This is a genomic window from Methylobacterium sp. Leaf361 (assembly GCF_001424445.1).
In the GTDB taxonomy this organism is placed as follows: Bacteria; Pseudomonadota; Alphaproteobacteria; order Rhizobiales; family Beijerinckiaceae; genus Methylobacterium.
In genome coordinates, this window is sequence record NZ_LMPY01000002.1 from 87,190 (window position 1) to 102,279 (window position 15,090).

Annotated in this window: 16 protein-coding genes; 7 read left to right on the forward strand and 9 right to left on the reverse strand. The window is 72.3% G+C overall.

All coding sequences use genetic code 11. The features are described from left to right. Positions 1–46: 46 nt before the first annotated feature. The 3 genes from ASG32_RS03045 to ASG32_RS03055 form a co-directional block, all read right to left on the reverse strand. Positions 47–418, reverse strand: coding sequence for a hypothetical protein (locus ASG32_RS03045; RefSeq protein WP_056522459.1), 372 nt, complete (start codon positions 416–418; stop codon positions 47–49). Between the two features lie 107 nt (positions 419–525). Then, positions 526–759, reverse strand: coding sequence for a hypothetical protein (locus tag ASG32_RS03050; protein ID WP_056522462.1), 234 nt, complete (start codon positions 757–759; stop codon positions 526–528). 150 nt (positions 760–909) lie between these two features. Then, on the reverse strand, positions 910–1,557 hold the full coding sequence (locus ASG32_RS03055) for a hypothetical protein (protein WP_056522468.1): 648 nt from the start codon (positions 1,555–1,557) through the stop codon (positions 910–912). 185 nt (positions 1,558–1,742) lie between these two features. Between ASG32_RS03055 and hrpB the strand changes: the two genes are divergently transcribed. The 7 genes from hrpB to ASG32_RS03090 all read left to right on the forward strand — a co-directional run bounded on the left by hrpB (position 1,743) and on the right by ASG32_RS03090 (position 8,830). After that, positions 1,743–4,208, forward strand: coding sequence for an ATP-dependent helicase HrpB (gene hrpB / locus ASG32_RS03060; RefSeq protein WP_056522471.1), 2,466 nt, complete (start codon positions 1,743–1,745; stop codon positions 4,206–4,208). 41 nt (positions 4,209–4,249) lie between these two features. Then, entirely contained in the window at positions 4,250–4,687 is a 438-nt protein-coding gene (locus ASG32_RS03065; RefSeq protein WP_056522474.1) for a PaaI family thioesterase, read from the forward strand. Between the two features lie 74 nt (positions 4,688–4,761). Beyond that, a complete protein-coding gene (locus ASG32_RS03070) occupies positions 4,762–5,985 on the forward strand; it encodes an SMP-30/gluconolactonase/LRE family protein (RefSeq protein WP_056522477.1) in 1,224 nt (407 codons plus the stop codon). Between the two features lie 90 nt (positions 5,986–6,075). Further along, complete coding sequence (locus ASG32_RS03075) at positions 6,076–6,660, forward strand: DUF1285 domain-containing protein (protein WP_056522480.1); 585 nt, start codon at positions 6,076–6,078, stop codon at positions 6,658–6,660. Further along, positions 6,657–7,328: a CoA pyrophosphatase gene (locus ASG32_RS03080; protein ID WP_056522483.1), complete on the forward strand. Its 672-nt coding sequence runs from the start codon at positions 6,657–6,659 to the stop codon at positions 7,326–7,328. The genes ASG32_RS03075 and ASG32_RS03080 overlap by 4 nt, the downstream gene beginning before the upstream one ends. Positions 7,329–7,337: 9 nt before the next feature. Beyond that, complete coding sequence (locus ASG32_RS03085) at positions 7,338–7,595, forward strand: DUF6111 family protein (RefSeq protein ID WP_056522486.1); 258 nt, start codon at positions 7,338–7,340, stop codon at positions 7,593–7,595. Further along, positions 7,592–8,830: a CCA tRNA nucleotidyltransferase gene (locus tag ASG32_RS03090; RefSeq protein WP_056522488.1), complete on the forward strand. Its 1,239-nt coding sequence runs from the start codon at positions 7,592–7,594 to the stop codon at positions 8,828–8,830. Before ASG32_RS03085 ends, ASG32_RS03090 begins: the two co-directional genes overlap by 4 nt. A 7-nt stretch (positions 8,831–8,837) precedes the next feature. Here the strand turns inward: ASG32_RS03090 and ASG32_RS03095 are convergent, their stop codons facing one another. The 6 genes from ASG32_RS03095 to ASG32_RS03120 form a co-directional block, all read right to left on the reverse strand. Beyond that, positions 8,838–9,239: a F0F1 ATP synthase subunit epsilon gene (locus ASG32_RS03095; RefSeq protein WP_020093503.1), complete on the reverse strand. Its 402-nt coding sequence runs from the start codon at positions 9,237–9,239 to the stop codon at positions 8,838–8,840. 140 nt (positions 9,240–9,379) lie between these two features. Further along, entirely contained in the window at positions 9,380–10,834 is a 1,455-nt protein-coding gene (gene atpD / locus ASG32_RS03100) for a F0F1 ATP synthase subunit beta (protein WP_020093502.1), read from the reverse strand. A gap of 42 nt (positions 10,835–10,876) precedes the next feature. Continuing rightward, a complete protein-coding gene (locus tag ASG32_RS03105; RefSeq protein WP_056522491.1) occupies positions 10,877–11,767 on the reverse strand; it encodes a F0F1 ATP synthase subunit gamma in 891 nt (296 codons plus the stop codon). Between the two features lie 134 nt (positions 11,768–11,901). Beyond that, entirely contained in the window at positions 11,902–13,434 is a 1,533-nt protein-coding gene (gene atpA / locus ASG32_RS03110) for a F0F1 ATP synthase subunit alpha (protein WP_056522494.1), read from the reverse strand. A 54-nt stretch (positions 13,435–13,488) separates the two neighbouring features. Next, complete coding sequence (locus tag ASG32_RS03115) at positions 13,489–14,061, reverse strand: F0F1 ATP synthase subunit delta (protein WP_020093499.1); 573 nt, start codon at positions 14,059–14,061, stop codon at positions 13,489–13,491. 216 nt (positions 14,062–14,277) lie between these two features. Beyond that, positions 14,278–14,976, reverse strand: a complete 699-nt coding sequence (locus tag ASG32_RS03120) for a DsbA family protein (RefSeq protein ID WP_056522497.1) — start codon at positions 14,974–14,976, stop codon at positions 14,278–14,280. Positions 14,977–15,090: the final 114 nt, after the last annotated feature.

The window sequence follows — 15,090 nt, forward strand, 5'->3', positions numbered from 1 at the left end:
AGCCACGCGCCCGGGCGCCGTCACGGCGCCGGGCGCAACCCCCGGCTCACCAGCCGCGATAGCCGTAGCCGCCCTCGTAATCCCCGCCCCAGTGGCGGGCGGAGCCGTAGCCGACCGGGACCCGCTCGTAGGTCACGGTCCGGCGGGTGGCGTAGACCGGCGCGTCCTCCTCGTAGACGCGGTAGACCGGGGGCCCCCGCACAACCACGGGAGCCGGGGCGTAGCCGTAATCCGCGTATCCGTAGCCGTAGCCGGGCGACGCGTGGGCCTGGGTCGCGGCGCCGATCAGGGCGCCGGCCGCGAGGCCGCCGATGATGCCGGCCGCGATGGCGCCGCCGCCGCGGGCCTCGGCGGCGGTGGAGGCCAGGGTGCCCGCGCCGATCAGCGCGGCGGCCGAGAGCAGAGCGATGCGTGTCATGACCTGTCTCCGGTGGGTGCCGGGAGCGCCTGCGGCGCCCCGGATCACACGAGGGACAATGCCGCGCCCGCGCTGCACCGATGCTGAAGCCGGCCTGCAGCCACGGTTCAGCTTGCCGGTCCGGCCTCCATGTCGGGGGCGGTGCGGATGTAGCCTCGGGAGATCAGGCGACTGCGCTCGCGCGTGCGCCGCTCGGCCTCCATCAGGTCGGACAGGGCGTCGGCGATCGCGCAGCGCAGGGCGATCCCGGCATCGCCGCCCGCGAAGCCGAGATACGCGGTGCTGATCGCCTCGACGGGGCATACGTGATCGTCGCGCTGGGCCAGGACCTGGGTCAGCATCGGGTTCTCCTTCGTCGCGTCCGGGAACGAAAAGAGAACAAGCCATAAGGGTTAACGTTCCGTCAACGGCGGCCGGGCCGGCCGCGCGTGACCGGCCAAACCCTGTGGACAACGCGGTTTCCGCTGCCGGACGACTGTGGATAAGCCGGCTCACTCGGGCATGCGCGGCAGCGGCTTGCCGTCGGCGGGAATCGGGTAGCGGGCCGCATTCAGCTCCATCGCCAGGAACGTGTAATAGCCCGAGATCGCCGCCAGATCGACGACGCCGGGCTTGCCGAACCGGGCCTCGGCGCGGGCGAAGGTCGCGTCGGAGACGCGCTTCGTGTCCTGGAGCTCGGCGGTGAACTCGTACACGAGGGTCTCGTCGTCGCTCATCCTGGCCGGCCGGCGACCGTCGCGGATCGCCGCGATGATGTCGGCGGAGATGCCGGCCTTCTCGGCGATCGGCGCGTGGACGTACCACTCGTAGTCCTGCGTCCAGCGGCGGGCGGTCATCAGGATCACCAGCTCCGAGAGCGTGGTGCCGATCTTCGGCTTGAAGCGGAGGTAGTCGCCCATCGAGCGGGCGAGCGTCATCACCTCCGGCGAGTACATGAGCGGCTCGAACGGCCCGAAGGGCGGCTTGCCGCGCGCCTGCGCGAAGGCCTCGGCCGCCTGCTTCTGCTCGGGCGTGTAGTCCTGGGGCGGGATGGTCGGCAGCCGGTCCTGCGCCCGCGCCGCCACCGTCGCCAGCGGAGTCGCCAGCGGCAGGGCCAGGGCGAGGGCGGCCAGCGTCAGCGCGCGGCGGCGGAGGGTCATCGTTTCGCTCCCGTTGGATCTGTGCAGTCGCGCCGCACGATCGCGGCGGCGCCGCGCGGCCACCAGGGCCCGGGGCGGCAAGCCCGTGTCGAATCGCGCGCGGCGTCACGGGAATGCCGGACGCGTCGCGGTCCCGGGCCCGGCCCGGTTGCGCTCGGCGCCGCACCGCGCCATCAGCGGCCGCGATGGCCGGTCCCGCACCCGTGCTGCCGATCGAGGCGGCGCTCCCCGATCTGCGCCGCGCGCTCGCCGCGCGGAACGCCGCCGTCCTGGTGGCGCCCCCCGGCGCCGGCAAGACGACGCGCGTGCCCCTCGACCTGCTCGCGGCGCCCTGGCTCGACGGGCGCAAGATCGTCCTGCTGGAGCCGCGCCGCCTCGCGGCCCGGGCCGCCGCCGCGCGGATGGCCCAGACTTCGGGCGAACCGGTCGGCGGCACGGTCGGCCTGCGGGTCCGCCTCGGCTCGAAGATCTCGGGCCGCACGCGGATCGAGGTGGTCACCGAGGGTGTCTTCACCCGGATGATCCTGGACGATCCGGAACTCTCCGGGATCGGCGCCGTCCTGTTCGACGAGTTCCACGAGCGCTCCCTCGACGCCGATCTCGGCCTCGCGCTGGCGCTCGACGCGCAGGGCGGCCTGCGGGAAGACCTGCGGATCCTCGTCATGTCGGCGACCCTCGACGGCGCCCGGATCGCGCGGCTGATGGGCGACGCCCCGGTCGTGGCCTCCGAGGGCCGCGCCTTTCCGGTGGAGACCCGCTACGCTGAGCGCGATCCGAACCGGCGGATCGAGGACTCGGTCGCCGAGGTCACGCTGCGGGCCCTGCGGGCCGATCCGGGCTCGATCCTGGTGTTCCTGCCCGGGCAGGCGGAGATCCGCAGGACCGCGGATCTCCTGGCCGAGAAGGTCGGCCCCGAGGTGCAGCTCGCCCCCCTCTACGGCGCGCTGACGCCCGCCGAGCAGGACCGCGCCGTCGCGCCGGCCGCCGCCGGCACCCGGAAGGTCGTTCTCGCGACCAGCATCGCCGAGACCTCCCTGACCATCGAGGGCGTCCGGATCGTGGTCGATTCGGGGCTGGCGCGGGTCCCGGTCTACGAGCCGGGCCTCGGCCTGACCCGGCTGGTCACGGCCCGCGCCTCCCGCGCCTCGGTGGACCAGCGCCGGGGCCGCGCCGGCCGCACCGAGCCCGGCCTGTGCTGGCGGCTCTGGTCCGAGGCCGGCACCAACGCCCTGGAGCCGTTCACGCGGCCCGAGATCCTGTCGGCCGACCTCGCCGGGCTGCTCCTCGACTGCGCCGCCTGGGGCGTGACCGACCCGGGCGCGCTCGCCTTCCTCGACCCGCCGCCGGCGCCGGCCCTGGCGGAGGCCCGCGCCCTGCTGAGTGAGCTGGGCGCCCTCGACGCCGACGGCCGCCTGACGCCGGTCGGCGCGCGGCTGCGGGCGCTGCCGCTGCCGCCGCGGCTCGCCCGGATGGTGACGGTCGCGGCCGGTACCGGCCAGGCGCGGGCCGCGGCCGACCTCGCCGCCGTGCTGGTGGAGCGGGGCCTCGGGGGCGACGGGGTCGACCTCGACGACCGGGTCGAGCGCTTCCGCCGCGACCGGGGCGGGCGCGCCGCCGACATGCGCCGGCTCGCCGAGAACTGGGCCCGGAACGCCGGGGCCACCGGCCCCGCGAGCCCGGATGCCGGTCCGGCCGCCGCCGGGCCGCTCCTGGCGCTCGCCTATCCCGACCGGGTCGCCCGGGCGCGCGGCCGCGAGGGCGAGTTCGTGATGGCGAGCGGTCGGGCCGGGCGCCTCGACCCGGCGAGCCCGCTCGCCCGCGAGACCCATCTGGTGGTCGCCGACCTCGCCGGATCGGCCGGTAACGCCCGGATCCTGGCCGCGGCGGCGATCGGCACCGAGGCGATCGAGCGCCTCTTCGCCGACCGGATCGAGTCGCGCACCGAGATCGCCTTCGATCCGCAGGCGGCCGCCCTGCGGGCGCGGGCGGTCCGGCGGCTCGGCGCGGTCAGTCTCGGGTCACGGCCGCTGCCGGTGCCGCCCGATACGGACAGCGCCGCGATCCTGGCGCGCGGCATCGCCGATCTCGGGATCGACCGATTGCCGTGGACGCCGGCCCTGGCGCAGTGGCGGGCCCGGGTGACCTTCTTGCACGCCGCCGACGGCGCGGCCTGGCCCGACCTGTCGGACGACGCCCTGGCCCGCACGGCGGAGACGTGGCTGGCGCCCGCCGTGGTGGGGCGCGCCGCCCTGGCGTCGGTCACGGCGAGCGACCTCGCGGACGCCCTCCAGGCCCTGCTGCCCTGGGACCTGCGCGCCCGACTGGACGCGGAGGCGCCGACTCATGTCGAGGTGCCGACCGGCTCGCGCATCCCGGTCGATTACACGGCCGAGGAGCCGGCGCTGGCGGTCCGGGTGCAGGAGCTGTTCGGCCTCGACCGGCATCCCAGGGCCGGCGGGCGGCCGCTGGTCCTGCACCTGCTGTCGCCGGCGCAGCGACCGATCCAGATCACCCGGGACCTGCCGGGTTTCTGGCGAGGATCCTGGGCGGCCGTGCGGTCCGAGATGCGCGGGCGCTACCCGCGCCATCCCTGGCCGGAGGACCCGCTCAGCGAGGCCCCGACCCGCCGGGCCAAGCCCCGGGGAACCTGACAGCCGACCTCCGAGACCCCGACACGAACGGACCCGACGCGATGACGACCGACACGGATGCCCACGACCCCGCCGCCCACGACCCCGCCGAAGGCTGGACTCTGGTGGAGGACAAGGGCTTCATCGCCCATGTCGGGCCGCTGCGCGTCCGCGGCGCGGACGGCGCCTACGCGTTCCGGGCCGATCAGAAGCACGCCAACCTGATCGGCGTGGTCCATGGCGGCATGCTGATGAGCTTCGCCGACCGCGCCCTCGGCGAGACCGCGATGCGCGCCGCCGGGGGCGCCAACTGCGTGACCATCCAGCTGGAGATGAAGTTCATCGATGTCGGCCGACTCGGCGACTGGATCGAGATCCGGCCGCAGGTCGTCAAGCGCACGGGCTCCCTGGTGTTCATGCGCGGCGACGTCCGCGACGGCACCCGTCTCCTCGCCTCGGCGGACGGCGTCTGGAAGATCCTGAGGCGCCGTCCCGATTGACCCGCGCAGGACGACGGTCCTAACCTGCCCGGGCGCATCGCGGCGCAGAGGCCCGATGTGCGGGGGAGGATCGCATGCGACCGTCGCCGACCGACGCATCCGGGATCGCGGCTGAACGCGGGTCCGCCCCGCGATCCCGGCGCACGATCCTCGCGGGCCTGGGGGCCCTGGCCGTCACTGCCGGCGACGCGGCGGCCCGACCGGAACCGCCCAGCACGGTGACGAGCCCGCCGCGCGACTTCCGGCCTGGCGCCGCCCCGACCACCTACTTCACCGATCCGGACATCGTCACGGTCGACCCGGCGTTCGAGCCCTACATCGTGCCCAACAGTGCGATCCGCCGGCTCTGGACCGGCGCCCTCTGGGCGGAGGGACCGGCCTGGAACTCGGTCGGCCGTTACCTGGTCTGGAGCGACATCCCGAACAACCGGCAGATGCGCTGGCTGGAGGAGGACGGGCACGTCTCCACCTTCCGGATGCCGAGCAACAACTCCAACGGCAACAGCTTCGATCGCCAGGGGCGACAGCTTACCTGCGAGCACGCCACCGGGCGGGTCGTCCGCTACGAGCTCGACGGCTCGGCGACGGTCCTGGCCGATTCGTTCGAAGGCAAGCCGCTCAACTCGCCCAACGACGTCGTCCAGCACCCGGACGGCGCCTACTGGTTCTCCGATCCGCCCTACGGCGCGCTGCTCTACGAGGGCCTGTCCGACGTCGCCGGCGGCCCGAGCAACCGGCAGGGCCATCTCGATCCGCGGCTCGGCCAGCCCGCCGGGATCGTCCCGCGGCGACGCGTGCTCCCGAATGCCGTCTACCGCATCGACCCGTCCGGCCGGGTCGACCTGGTGCTCACCGACGACGAGGTGCCCGACCCCAACGGCCTGTGCTTCTCGCCCGATCACCGGACGCTCTACGTCTGCTCCACCGGCAAGGGTCCCGGGGATACCGGACCCGGCGGCAAGGGCGAGATCTACGCCTTCGACGTCGGGGCCGGGGCGGCGCTCTCGAACAAGCGCCTCTTCTCGGACTGCGTCGTGGACGGGGTGAAATGCGGGCCCGACGGCCTGCGGACCGACGTCGACGGCAATCTCTGGGTGTCGAGCAATGCCGGCCGGGCCGTGGGCTACAACGGCGTCACTGTCTGGACGCCCCAGGGCAAGCTCATCGGTCGGATCCGCCTGCCGGAAGTGTGCGGGAATCTCACCTTCGGCGGCCCCAAGCGCAACCGCCTGTTCATGGCGGCGAGCCAGTCGCTCTACGCCCTGACGGTGAATACCCAGGGCGCCGGGCCGGCCTAGGATCGCGCACCTGCGATCCGGGACGGAACCGGCGCCGATCCTCCTCTCGGCCATGGCTGACCGGGCATCGCGACGCTATCTGTCACGGGCATGAGCGAGGATCCCGCCCCCGACCCGACCTTGAGCCGCCTCAGCGCGGCCCTCGGGGATCTGCCGAAGCGCGGGCTGCCGCCGGTCGAGCGGTGGGACCCACCCTATTGCGGCGCCATCGACATCCGCATCGCCGCGGACGGGACGTGGTTCCACAACGGTTCGCCGATCCGACGGGACAAGCTGGTCAAGCTCTTCGCGACCATCCTGCGGCGCGAGCCGGACGGCCGGACCGTCCTGGTCACGCCGGTGGAGAGCGTAGGCATCACCGTGGACGACGCGGCCTTCGTGGCCGTCGAGATGGCGGTGGACGGGAGCGGGGCGGACCGGCGGGTCTCATTCCGGACCAACGTCGACGACCTGGTGAGCGTCGACGCCGAGCACGCCCTCCGCTTCGAGGAGGCGCCGGACGGGGCGCTGAAGCCCTACCTCCATGTCCGCCGCGGGCTGTGGGCGCTCGTGACCCGCGCGCTCACCTACGACCTCGTGGACCTCGCCGAGGAGCGTCTGGTCGACGGGAAGCCCTGGCTGGGCCTGTGGGCCGGCGGCGCCTTCCACACGATCGCGCCGGTCGCCGCCGCGTGAGCGACCCGCTCGCCGACTTCCTCGCCCGCGCCGCCGCCGGCCTGTCGCCGGACCCGCCCGGACCGGACGATCCGACCTCCAATCCCCGGGGCGACCACAGCCTCGATCCGGACGGGACGGCCGTGATCCCGCCGCCGCCGCACCGCCGGGCCGCCGTCCTCGTGCCGGTCGTGCCGCGCGCGGACGGTCCGACCCTGATCCTGACGATGCGGGCCGCCAACCTGCGCGACCATTCCGGGCAGGTGGCGCTGCCGGGCGGCAAGATCGATCCCTCCGATCCCGGGCCTGCGGACGCGGCCCTGCGGGAAGCCTACGAGGAGATCGGGCTACCGCCCGAGGCGGTGCGGTTCCTCGGCTATCTCGACCCGTACCTCTCGGGCACCGGCTTCCTCGTGACCCCGGTCATCGGCCTGGTCGATCCCGGCGCGGTCCTGACGCCGAACCCGGACGAGGTGGCCGACGTCTTCGAGGTGCCGCTCCCGTTCCTCATGGATCCGGAGCGCTACCGCCTGCGCTCCCGCGCGTGGCAGGGCCGCGAGCGCTGGTTCTACGCCCTGACCTTCGGCGAGCGGCTGATCTGGGGCGTCACGGCGGGGATCCTGAACAATCTGCGGGAACGGCTCTACCCGGAGGCGGCGCCGGGCGACGCCGACCGCGCGGCGCGTTAGGCTGACCGCATGCTCCGCCGCGTCCTCGAAGAGTTCGGCCTCTTCCTCATCCCCTTCGCGCTGTTCCTCGTCCACCTGCTGCTGTCCGGCCGCAATCCCCTGCGCCGGGTGCACTGGGACGCGCACCTGTTCCGCTTGGTCCTGGCCGGGCTGGCGGTGGTGATCGGCACCCTCGTCTACGAGGGCCTGTTCTCGGAGCGCCGTCCCGGGGGCTACGTGCCAACCCACATGGAGAACGGCCGCCTCGTACCCGGTGGCTTCCGGTGAGCCGCGCCCTCGATCCGGCGGGGCTGGCGGCCCTGCTCGAACGCCCGGGCGTGCGCCGCGTCCTCGCGGCCCTGGACGCGCCGGGCGCGGAGACCCGCCTGATCGGCGGCTGCGTCCGCGACGCCCTCCTCGGCGCGCCGACCGCCGACATCGACATGGCGACCACCCACCGGCCCGAGGCGGTGATGCGGGCGGCGCAGCGGGCGCCCGGCCTCAAGGCAGTGCCGACCGGCATCGAGCACGGCACCATCACGCTGGTGACCGAGGACGGGCCGATCGAGGTCACGACCCTGCGCGAGGACGTCGAGACCGACGGGCGTCACGCCGTCGTCCGCTTCGGCAGCGACTTCCTCCGCGACGCCGAGCGCCGCGACTTCACCGTCAACGCGCTCTCCCTCGGCGCCGACGGGAGCCTGCACGACCCGGTGGGCGGCCGGCCCGACCTCGCGGCCGGGCGGGTGCGCTTCATCGGCGACCCCGCGACCCGGATCCGCGAGGACGCGCTGCGGATCCTGCGCTTCTTCCGCTTCCACGCCCGGTTCGGCGCCGGCGCGCCCGACGCCGCGGCCCTGGCGGCCTGCGTGGCCGCGCGGGACAGCCTGGACCGGCTCTCTCGCGAGCGCGTACGCGCGGAATTCCTGAAGTTGCTCGCGGCCCCCGGCGGCGCGGCCATGGTGACGACGCTGAGCACGACCGGGCTGCTGCCGCGGATCACCGGCGGCGTCGGGGAGCTCGGGCGGCTGGAACGGGCCGCAGCCGCGGGCCTGCCTCCGGTGACGCGCCTCGCGGCCCTCGCCGTCGGCGCCCGGCACGACGCCGACCGGCTGCGCGACCGGCTACGCCTGTCGAAGAGCGAGCACGGGCAGCTGCTCGGCTACGCCGGGGCGCTGGCCGATCTCCACGGATGCGCGGTGCTGGACGCGGTCGCGGCGCCGGCCCTGGCGGCGGAGCACGGCCTGTCGTGCCTGGCCGACGCGCTGGCGATCCTGGCCGGAGAGCCGCGGCCCGCCGTGACGGAGGCGGCGCGGGCGGCCCTGCGGGCTCTGGAGGGGGAAGGGGCGTCGCCGGCCTTTCCCCTGGCGGGGGCGGATCTCGTCGCGGCCGGTGTGGCGCCGGGGCCCGGGATCGGGCGCGGGCTGGCCGCGGCGCGGAGGATCTGGCTGGAGCGGGGCTGCCCGACGGACGCGGCAGCGCGGGCCGACCTGCTGGCGCGGGCGCTGGAGAGCGCCCGCTGAACGAGGCTCAGAGCTTCAGGAGCGCCTTGGTCTCCTGGAGCTGGACGATCTGGCCGTTCAGCTCCTCGCGCTTCTGCAGGTCCTCGGTGGCGTCGCGCTGCATCTCGATCGCCTCGATGTCGCGGTCGAGGGATTCGTGCGTCAGCTCCTCGATCGGGGCGGCGCGCTCGGCCAGCACGGTCACGGCCGTCGGGCCGATATCGGCGAAGCCGCCGCGGACGTAGATCCGCTTGCCGCTGCCCTGGCTCTCGGTGATCACGATGACGCCGACCCGGAGGGAGGTCAGCACGGGCGCGTGGCCCGGCATCACGGTCATCTCGCCCTCGGTGCCGGGCAGCTGAACGGCGGTCACCTCGCCGGAATACAGCGTCCGCTCGGGGCCGACGAAATCGAAGTGGAAGGTGGCCATGGCCTGACGTGTTCCCGGATCGGCGGCGCGCGCCCCGCCAAGCGGGCGGAGCGTCTCGGAAAAAGGCTGCGCGGACGGCACCGGTCAGGGTCGCCCGCGCGGCCTCTGTCCCCTTCCCGCGCGGGGAAGGGGGTGTCGTCTTACGCGGCCTTGAGCTTCTTGGCCTTCTCCTGGGCCTCCTCGATGGTGCCGACCATGTAGAAGGCGGCCTCCGGGAGGTCGTCGTAGTCGCCGTTCACCAGGCCCTTGAAGCCCTTGATGGTGTCCTCGAGGGCGACCTGCTTGCCCGGCGAGCCGGTGAACACCTCGGCCACCGAGAAGGGCTGCGAGAAGAAGCGCTCGATCTTGCGGGCGCGGGCCACGGTCAGCTTGTCCTCCTCGGACAGCTCGTCCATGCCCAGGATCGCGATGATGTCCTGGAGCGCCTTGTAGCGCTGCAGGGTCTGCTGGACGCGGCGGGCGACGTCGTAGTGCTCCTCGCCGAGGATCGCCGGCGACAGCATGCGCGAGGTCGAGTCCAGCGGGTCCACCGCCGGGTAGATGCCCTTCTCGGCGATCGAGCGCGACAGCACGGTCGTGGCGTCGAGGTGGGCGAACGAGGCGGCGGGCGCCGGGTCGGTCAGGTCGTCGGCCGGAACGTAGATGGCCTGCACCGAGGTGATCGAGCCCTTGGTCGTGGTGGTGATGCGCTCCTGGAGGGCGCCCATGTCGGTGGCGAGCGTCGGCTGGTAGCCCACCGCCGAGGGGATACGGCCGAGGAGCGCCGACACCTCGGAGCCCGCCTGCGTGAAGCGGAAGATGTTGTCGACGAAGAACAGCACGTCCTGGCCGTCGTCGCGGAACTGCTCGGCGATCGTGAGGCCGGTCAGGGCGACGCGCGAGCGGGCGCCCGGCGACTCGTTCATCTGGCCGTAGACCAGGGCGCACTTCGAACCCTCGGCGGAGCCGTGCTCCTTCGGGTCGACGTTCACCTTGGACTCGATCATCTCGTGATAGAGGTCGTTGCCCTCGCGGGTGCGCTCACCCACGCCGGCGAACACCGAGTAGCCCGAGTGCACCTTGGCGATGTTGTTGATCAGCTCCATGATCAGCACGGTCTTGCCGACGCCGGCGCCGCCGAACAGGCCGATCTTGCCGCCCTTCGCGTAGGGGGCGAGCAGGTCCACCACCTTGATGCCGGTGACGAGGATCTGGGCCTCGGTCGACTGCTCGGCGTAGGAGGGGGCCGGCTGGTGGATGGCGCGGAACGTGTCGGCCTGGACCGGACCGGCCTCGTCGATCGGCTCGCCGATGACGTTCATGATGCGGCCGAGCGTGTTCATGCCGACCGGAACCTTGATCGGCTCGCCGGTGTCGGTGCACTCCTGGCCGCGGGTCAGGCCCTCGGACGTGTCCATGGCGATGCAGCGGACGGTGTTCTCGCCGAGCTGCTGGGCGACCTCGAGGACGAGGCGGGCGCCGTTGTTCTTGGTCTCCAGCGCGTTCAGGATCTCGGGCAGGTGGCCCTCGAACTGCACGTCGACCACGGGGCCGATGACCTGGGTGATCTTGCCGACCTTGTTGGAGCCGGTGCCGGGGAGTGCGGTGTTCGCCATCGTTAACCTACCCTTCAAGCTGTGCGGTCGGGTCGCGGTGCCTCAGAGGGCTTCCGCACCCGAGATGATCTCGATGAGTTCCTTGGTGATCATGGCCTGACGCGTCCGGTTGTAGATCAGCGTCTGCTTCTTGATCATCTCGCCCGCGTTGCGGGTCGCCGAGTCCATGGCGCTCATGCGCGCGCCCTGCTCGGAGGCGGCGTTCTCCAGGAGCGCCCGGTAGATCTGCACCGTCAGGTTCTTCGGCAGCAGCGTCTCGAGGATCGCCTCCTCGGACGGCTCGAATTCCAGGGCGGCGTTGCCGGCCGCCGCCTTCGCGGTCGTGTCGACCGCCGGCAGCTCCGCGGGGATCAGGCGCTGCGCGGTCGGGATCTGCGAGATGACCGAGCGGAACTCGGAGTAGAACAGGGTCGCGACGTCGAACTCGCCGTTCTCGAAGCGGGTCAGGATCTTGTCGGCGATCGAGGCGGCGAACTCGTAATCCACCGGGCGGTTGCCGCGAATGTCCATGCTCTCGACGATCTGGTCGCGGTACTGCCGGCGCAGCGCGTCGAGGCCCTTCTTGCCGACCGTCATGATCTTGACGGTCTTGCCCTCGGCGGCGAGCTTCTGGGCGTATTCGCGCACCGCGAGGCGAACGATCGACGAGTTGAACGCGCCGGCGAGGCCGCGGTCGCCCGTGCACACCACGAGCAGGTGCGTCTGCTCGGAGCCGGTCCCGGACAGGAGCCGCGGGGCGCCGACGCCGCCGACGAGGTTGCCCGCGAGGTTGCCGAGCACCGCCGACATCTTCTCGGCGTAGGGACGGCCCGCCTCGGCGGCCATCTGCGCCCGGCGCAGCTTGGCGGCGGCGACCATCTGCATGGCCTTGGTGATCTTCTGCGTCGCCTTCACCGAGGTGATGCGGTTGCGCAGGTCCTTCAAACTCGCCATCGGGTGAGGTCCAGGTCCGTTCTATGGGCCTCTCCTTCCCTCGGCGGGAAGGAGCCGGAAGTTCGGGCGGTGCGGCGGGGACCGGGATCCCCCCGCACCACCCAAGATCCCTCCCCGAGGGGAGGGGCCTCACATCAGCCGATCGACTTGGCGACGCTCTCGACGACGCCCTTCAGCTTGCCGGCATTCTCGTCCGACAGGTCCTTGGAGGCGGCAATCGAGTCGAGCAGGTCCTTGTGCTTGGACCGCAGATTGCTGAGCAGCGCGTCCTCGAAGGGACGGACCTTGCTGACCGGCATCTTGTCCAGGTAGCCGTTCACGCCGGCGTAGATCACCGCGACCTGCTCTTCCATCTTCAGTGGCGAGAACTGCGGCTGCTTCAGGAGCTCGGTGAGCCGCGAGCCGCGGTTCAGGAGTGCCTGGGTGGAGGCGTCGAGGTCCGAGCCGAACTGCGCGAAGGCGGCCATCTCGCGGTACTGCGCGAGCTCGCCCTTGATCTTGCCGGCGACCTTCTTCATCGCCTTGGTCTGCGCCGAGGAGCCCACCCGCGACACCGAGAGGCCGACGTTCACCGCCGGGCGGATGCCCTGGTAGAACAGGTCGGTCTCGAGGAAGATCTGGCCGTCGGTGATCGAGATCACGTTGGTCGGGATGTAGGCCGAGACGTCGTTGGCCTGGGTCTCGATGACCGGCAGCGCGGTCAGCGAGCCGTTGCCGGCGGCGTCGCCCATCTTGGCGGCGCGCTCGAGCAGGCGGCTGTGGAGGTAGAACACGTCGCCCGGATACGCCTCGCGGCCCGGCGGGCGGCGCAGCAGCAGCGACATCTGGCGGTAGGCCACGGCCTGCTTGGACAGATCGTCGTACACGATCACGGCGTGCATGCCGTTGTCGCGGAAGTACTCGCCCATGGCGCAGCCGGCGAACGGCGCGATGAACTGCATCGGGGCCGCGTCGGACGCCGTGGCGGCGATGACGATGGAGTACTCCAGCGCGCCCTGGTCCTCCAGGACCTTCACGAACTGGGCCACCGTCGAGCGCTTCTGGCCGATGGCGACGTAGATGCAGTAGAGCTTGGCCTTCTCGTCACCGCCGGCGGCGTGGCCCGGCTTCTGGTTCAGGATCGTGTCGAGGGCGATGGCGGTCTTGCCGGTCTGGCGATCGCCGATGATCAGCTCGCGCTGGCCGCGGCCGACCGGGATCAGGGCGTCGATCGCCTTCAGGCCCGTGGCCATCGGCTCGTGCACCGACTTGCGCGGGATGATGCCCGGGGCCTTGACGTCGACGCGGCGACGCTCGGTCGACTGGATCGGGCCCTTGCCGTCGATCGGGTTGCCGAGGGCGTCGACGACGCGGCCGAGCAGGCCCTTGCCGACCGGCACGTCCACGATGGCGCCAGTCCGCTTGACGGTCTGGCCTTCCTTGATCTCGCGGTCGGAGCCGAAGATCACGATGCCGACGTTGTCCTGCTCGAGGTTCAGGGCCATGCCGCGCACGCCCGACTCGAACTCGACCATCTCGCCGGCCTGGACGTTGTCGAGGCCGTAGGCGCGGGCGATGCCGTCGCCGACGGACAGGACCTGCCCGACCTCGGAGACCTCGGCCTCCTCGCCGAAGTTCTTGATCTGCTCTTTCAGGATCGCGGAGATCTCGGCGGCGCGGATGTCCATACTCGGGCCTCTGTCGCTGATGCGTCTATGCGTGTTCGGGTCGGATGGGGGCGCTTACCGCGCGGCCCGCATCGCGAGGCGGATACCGTTGAGCTTGGTCTTGAGGGAGGCGTCGACCATGCGCGAGCCCATCTTCACGACGAGGCCGCCGATCAGGCTGGGATCGACCACGAGGTCGACGGCGACATCGGCCTTGGCGATGTCGCGCAGCGACGCCTTGATCTCCTCGATCACCGCGTCGGAGGGCTTCTCGGCCACCCGGACCTGAGCGCGCACGATGCCCTTCGAGTCCTGGACCAGGGTCCGGAACGCGTCGATCATGTCGGGCAGGGCGAAGAGCCGGCGGTTCGAGGCCGCGAGGCGGATGAAATTGCCGGCGAGGCCACCGATGCCCGCCTTGTCGAGCACGGCGCCGATGGCGGCCGCCTGCTCCTCGGCGCTGAAGACCGGGCTGCGGACGAGGCGGCGGAGATCCGCGCTCTCCTTCAGCAGCGTGTCGAATTGATCGAGAGACTCGGCGACCGCGTCGACCTGGCGCTCGTCGCGCGCGAGCTCGAACAGGGCGGAAGCGTACCGGCCCGCCACGCCTGCGACCAGGGGACCAGCCTCGGAACCGTTCTGCGCCACCCGTCGCTCTCTTCTCTGGTTGCCCGTCCGCTCCGCGCGCTCCGGCTGGAGCGCGGTGCGAGACCGTTCGGGACGTGGGATCGCGCCGGCAACGGACAGGTCTAGAACTGTCCTCGCGGCGCGGCGACCGCCTAGCATGCCAGCATGGCCGCGCGCAACACGGCAGGCGCGCGTGGCTGCGCGTCAGGACGGCGGAAGTGTGACGCGGGTCCCGCCTCAGCAGGCGAGCCGGTCGCAGCGCCGCACGCTCGCGATCATCTTGGCCATGGCGCCGGCGCCGGGATGCCCGAGGATCCCGCTGTTGCCGATCACGTAGGACGGCGTCGCGTAGAGGCCGAGATCCGCGGCCATCCGCATCTGGCTCTTCAGCGCCGCGCGCACCTCCTCGCTGTCGGCGATCTCCTCGACCTCCGCCTGCGGGATCCCCATCGTGGCGGCGACGGCGAGCGCGCCGGGCCCGTCGATGCGGCCGGGCTTGCCCAGCAGCGTCTGGTAGAAGCGCCACGCGGCCTCGGAGCCGAGCTTGCGCTGCACCGCCAGCATCACCTTGGCGGCCTGGGCGGATTGCGGCGACAGGATCGGGTTGTGGACAAGCCCGATCCGCAGCTCCGGATCGCTGTCGTGCAGGGCGACCACGTCGGCGGCCGCCTTCCGGCAGTACGGGCAGTTGAAGTCGAAGAACTCGTAGAGCGTGGTCCCGGCATCCCGCGGCCCGACATAGGTCACGCCGCGCAGGGCCGGGATCTGCCCAGTGATCTCGCCCGGCAGGATCGAGTTCGCCACCGCGCGCCCGTCGTCGCCCGTCACCGCGACCCGCTGGCCGTAGGATTGCGCGGAGGCTCCGGTCAGGCCGGCACCGAAGGTGGCGGCTGCGGCGAGCAGGAGACGTCGCGAGACAGGCTTCGAAACAGGCATGGGACTCGTCCGGGGCATCGCTGTCCCGCTCCGGCCGCGCCGAAGCGGAGCCGGACCAGAACCAGGGGGTCGAGTCGGTTTCATGGCCGAGCGGCCGTGAACGCCGCGCTACCG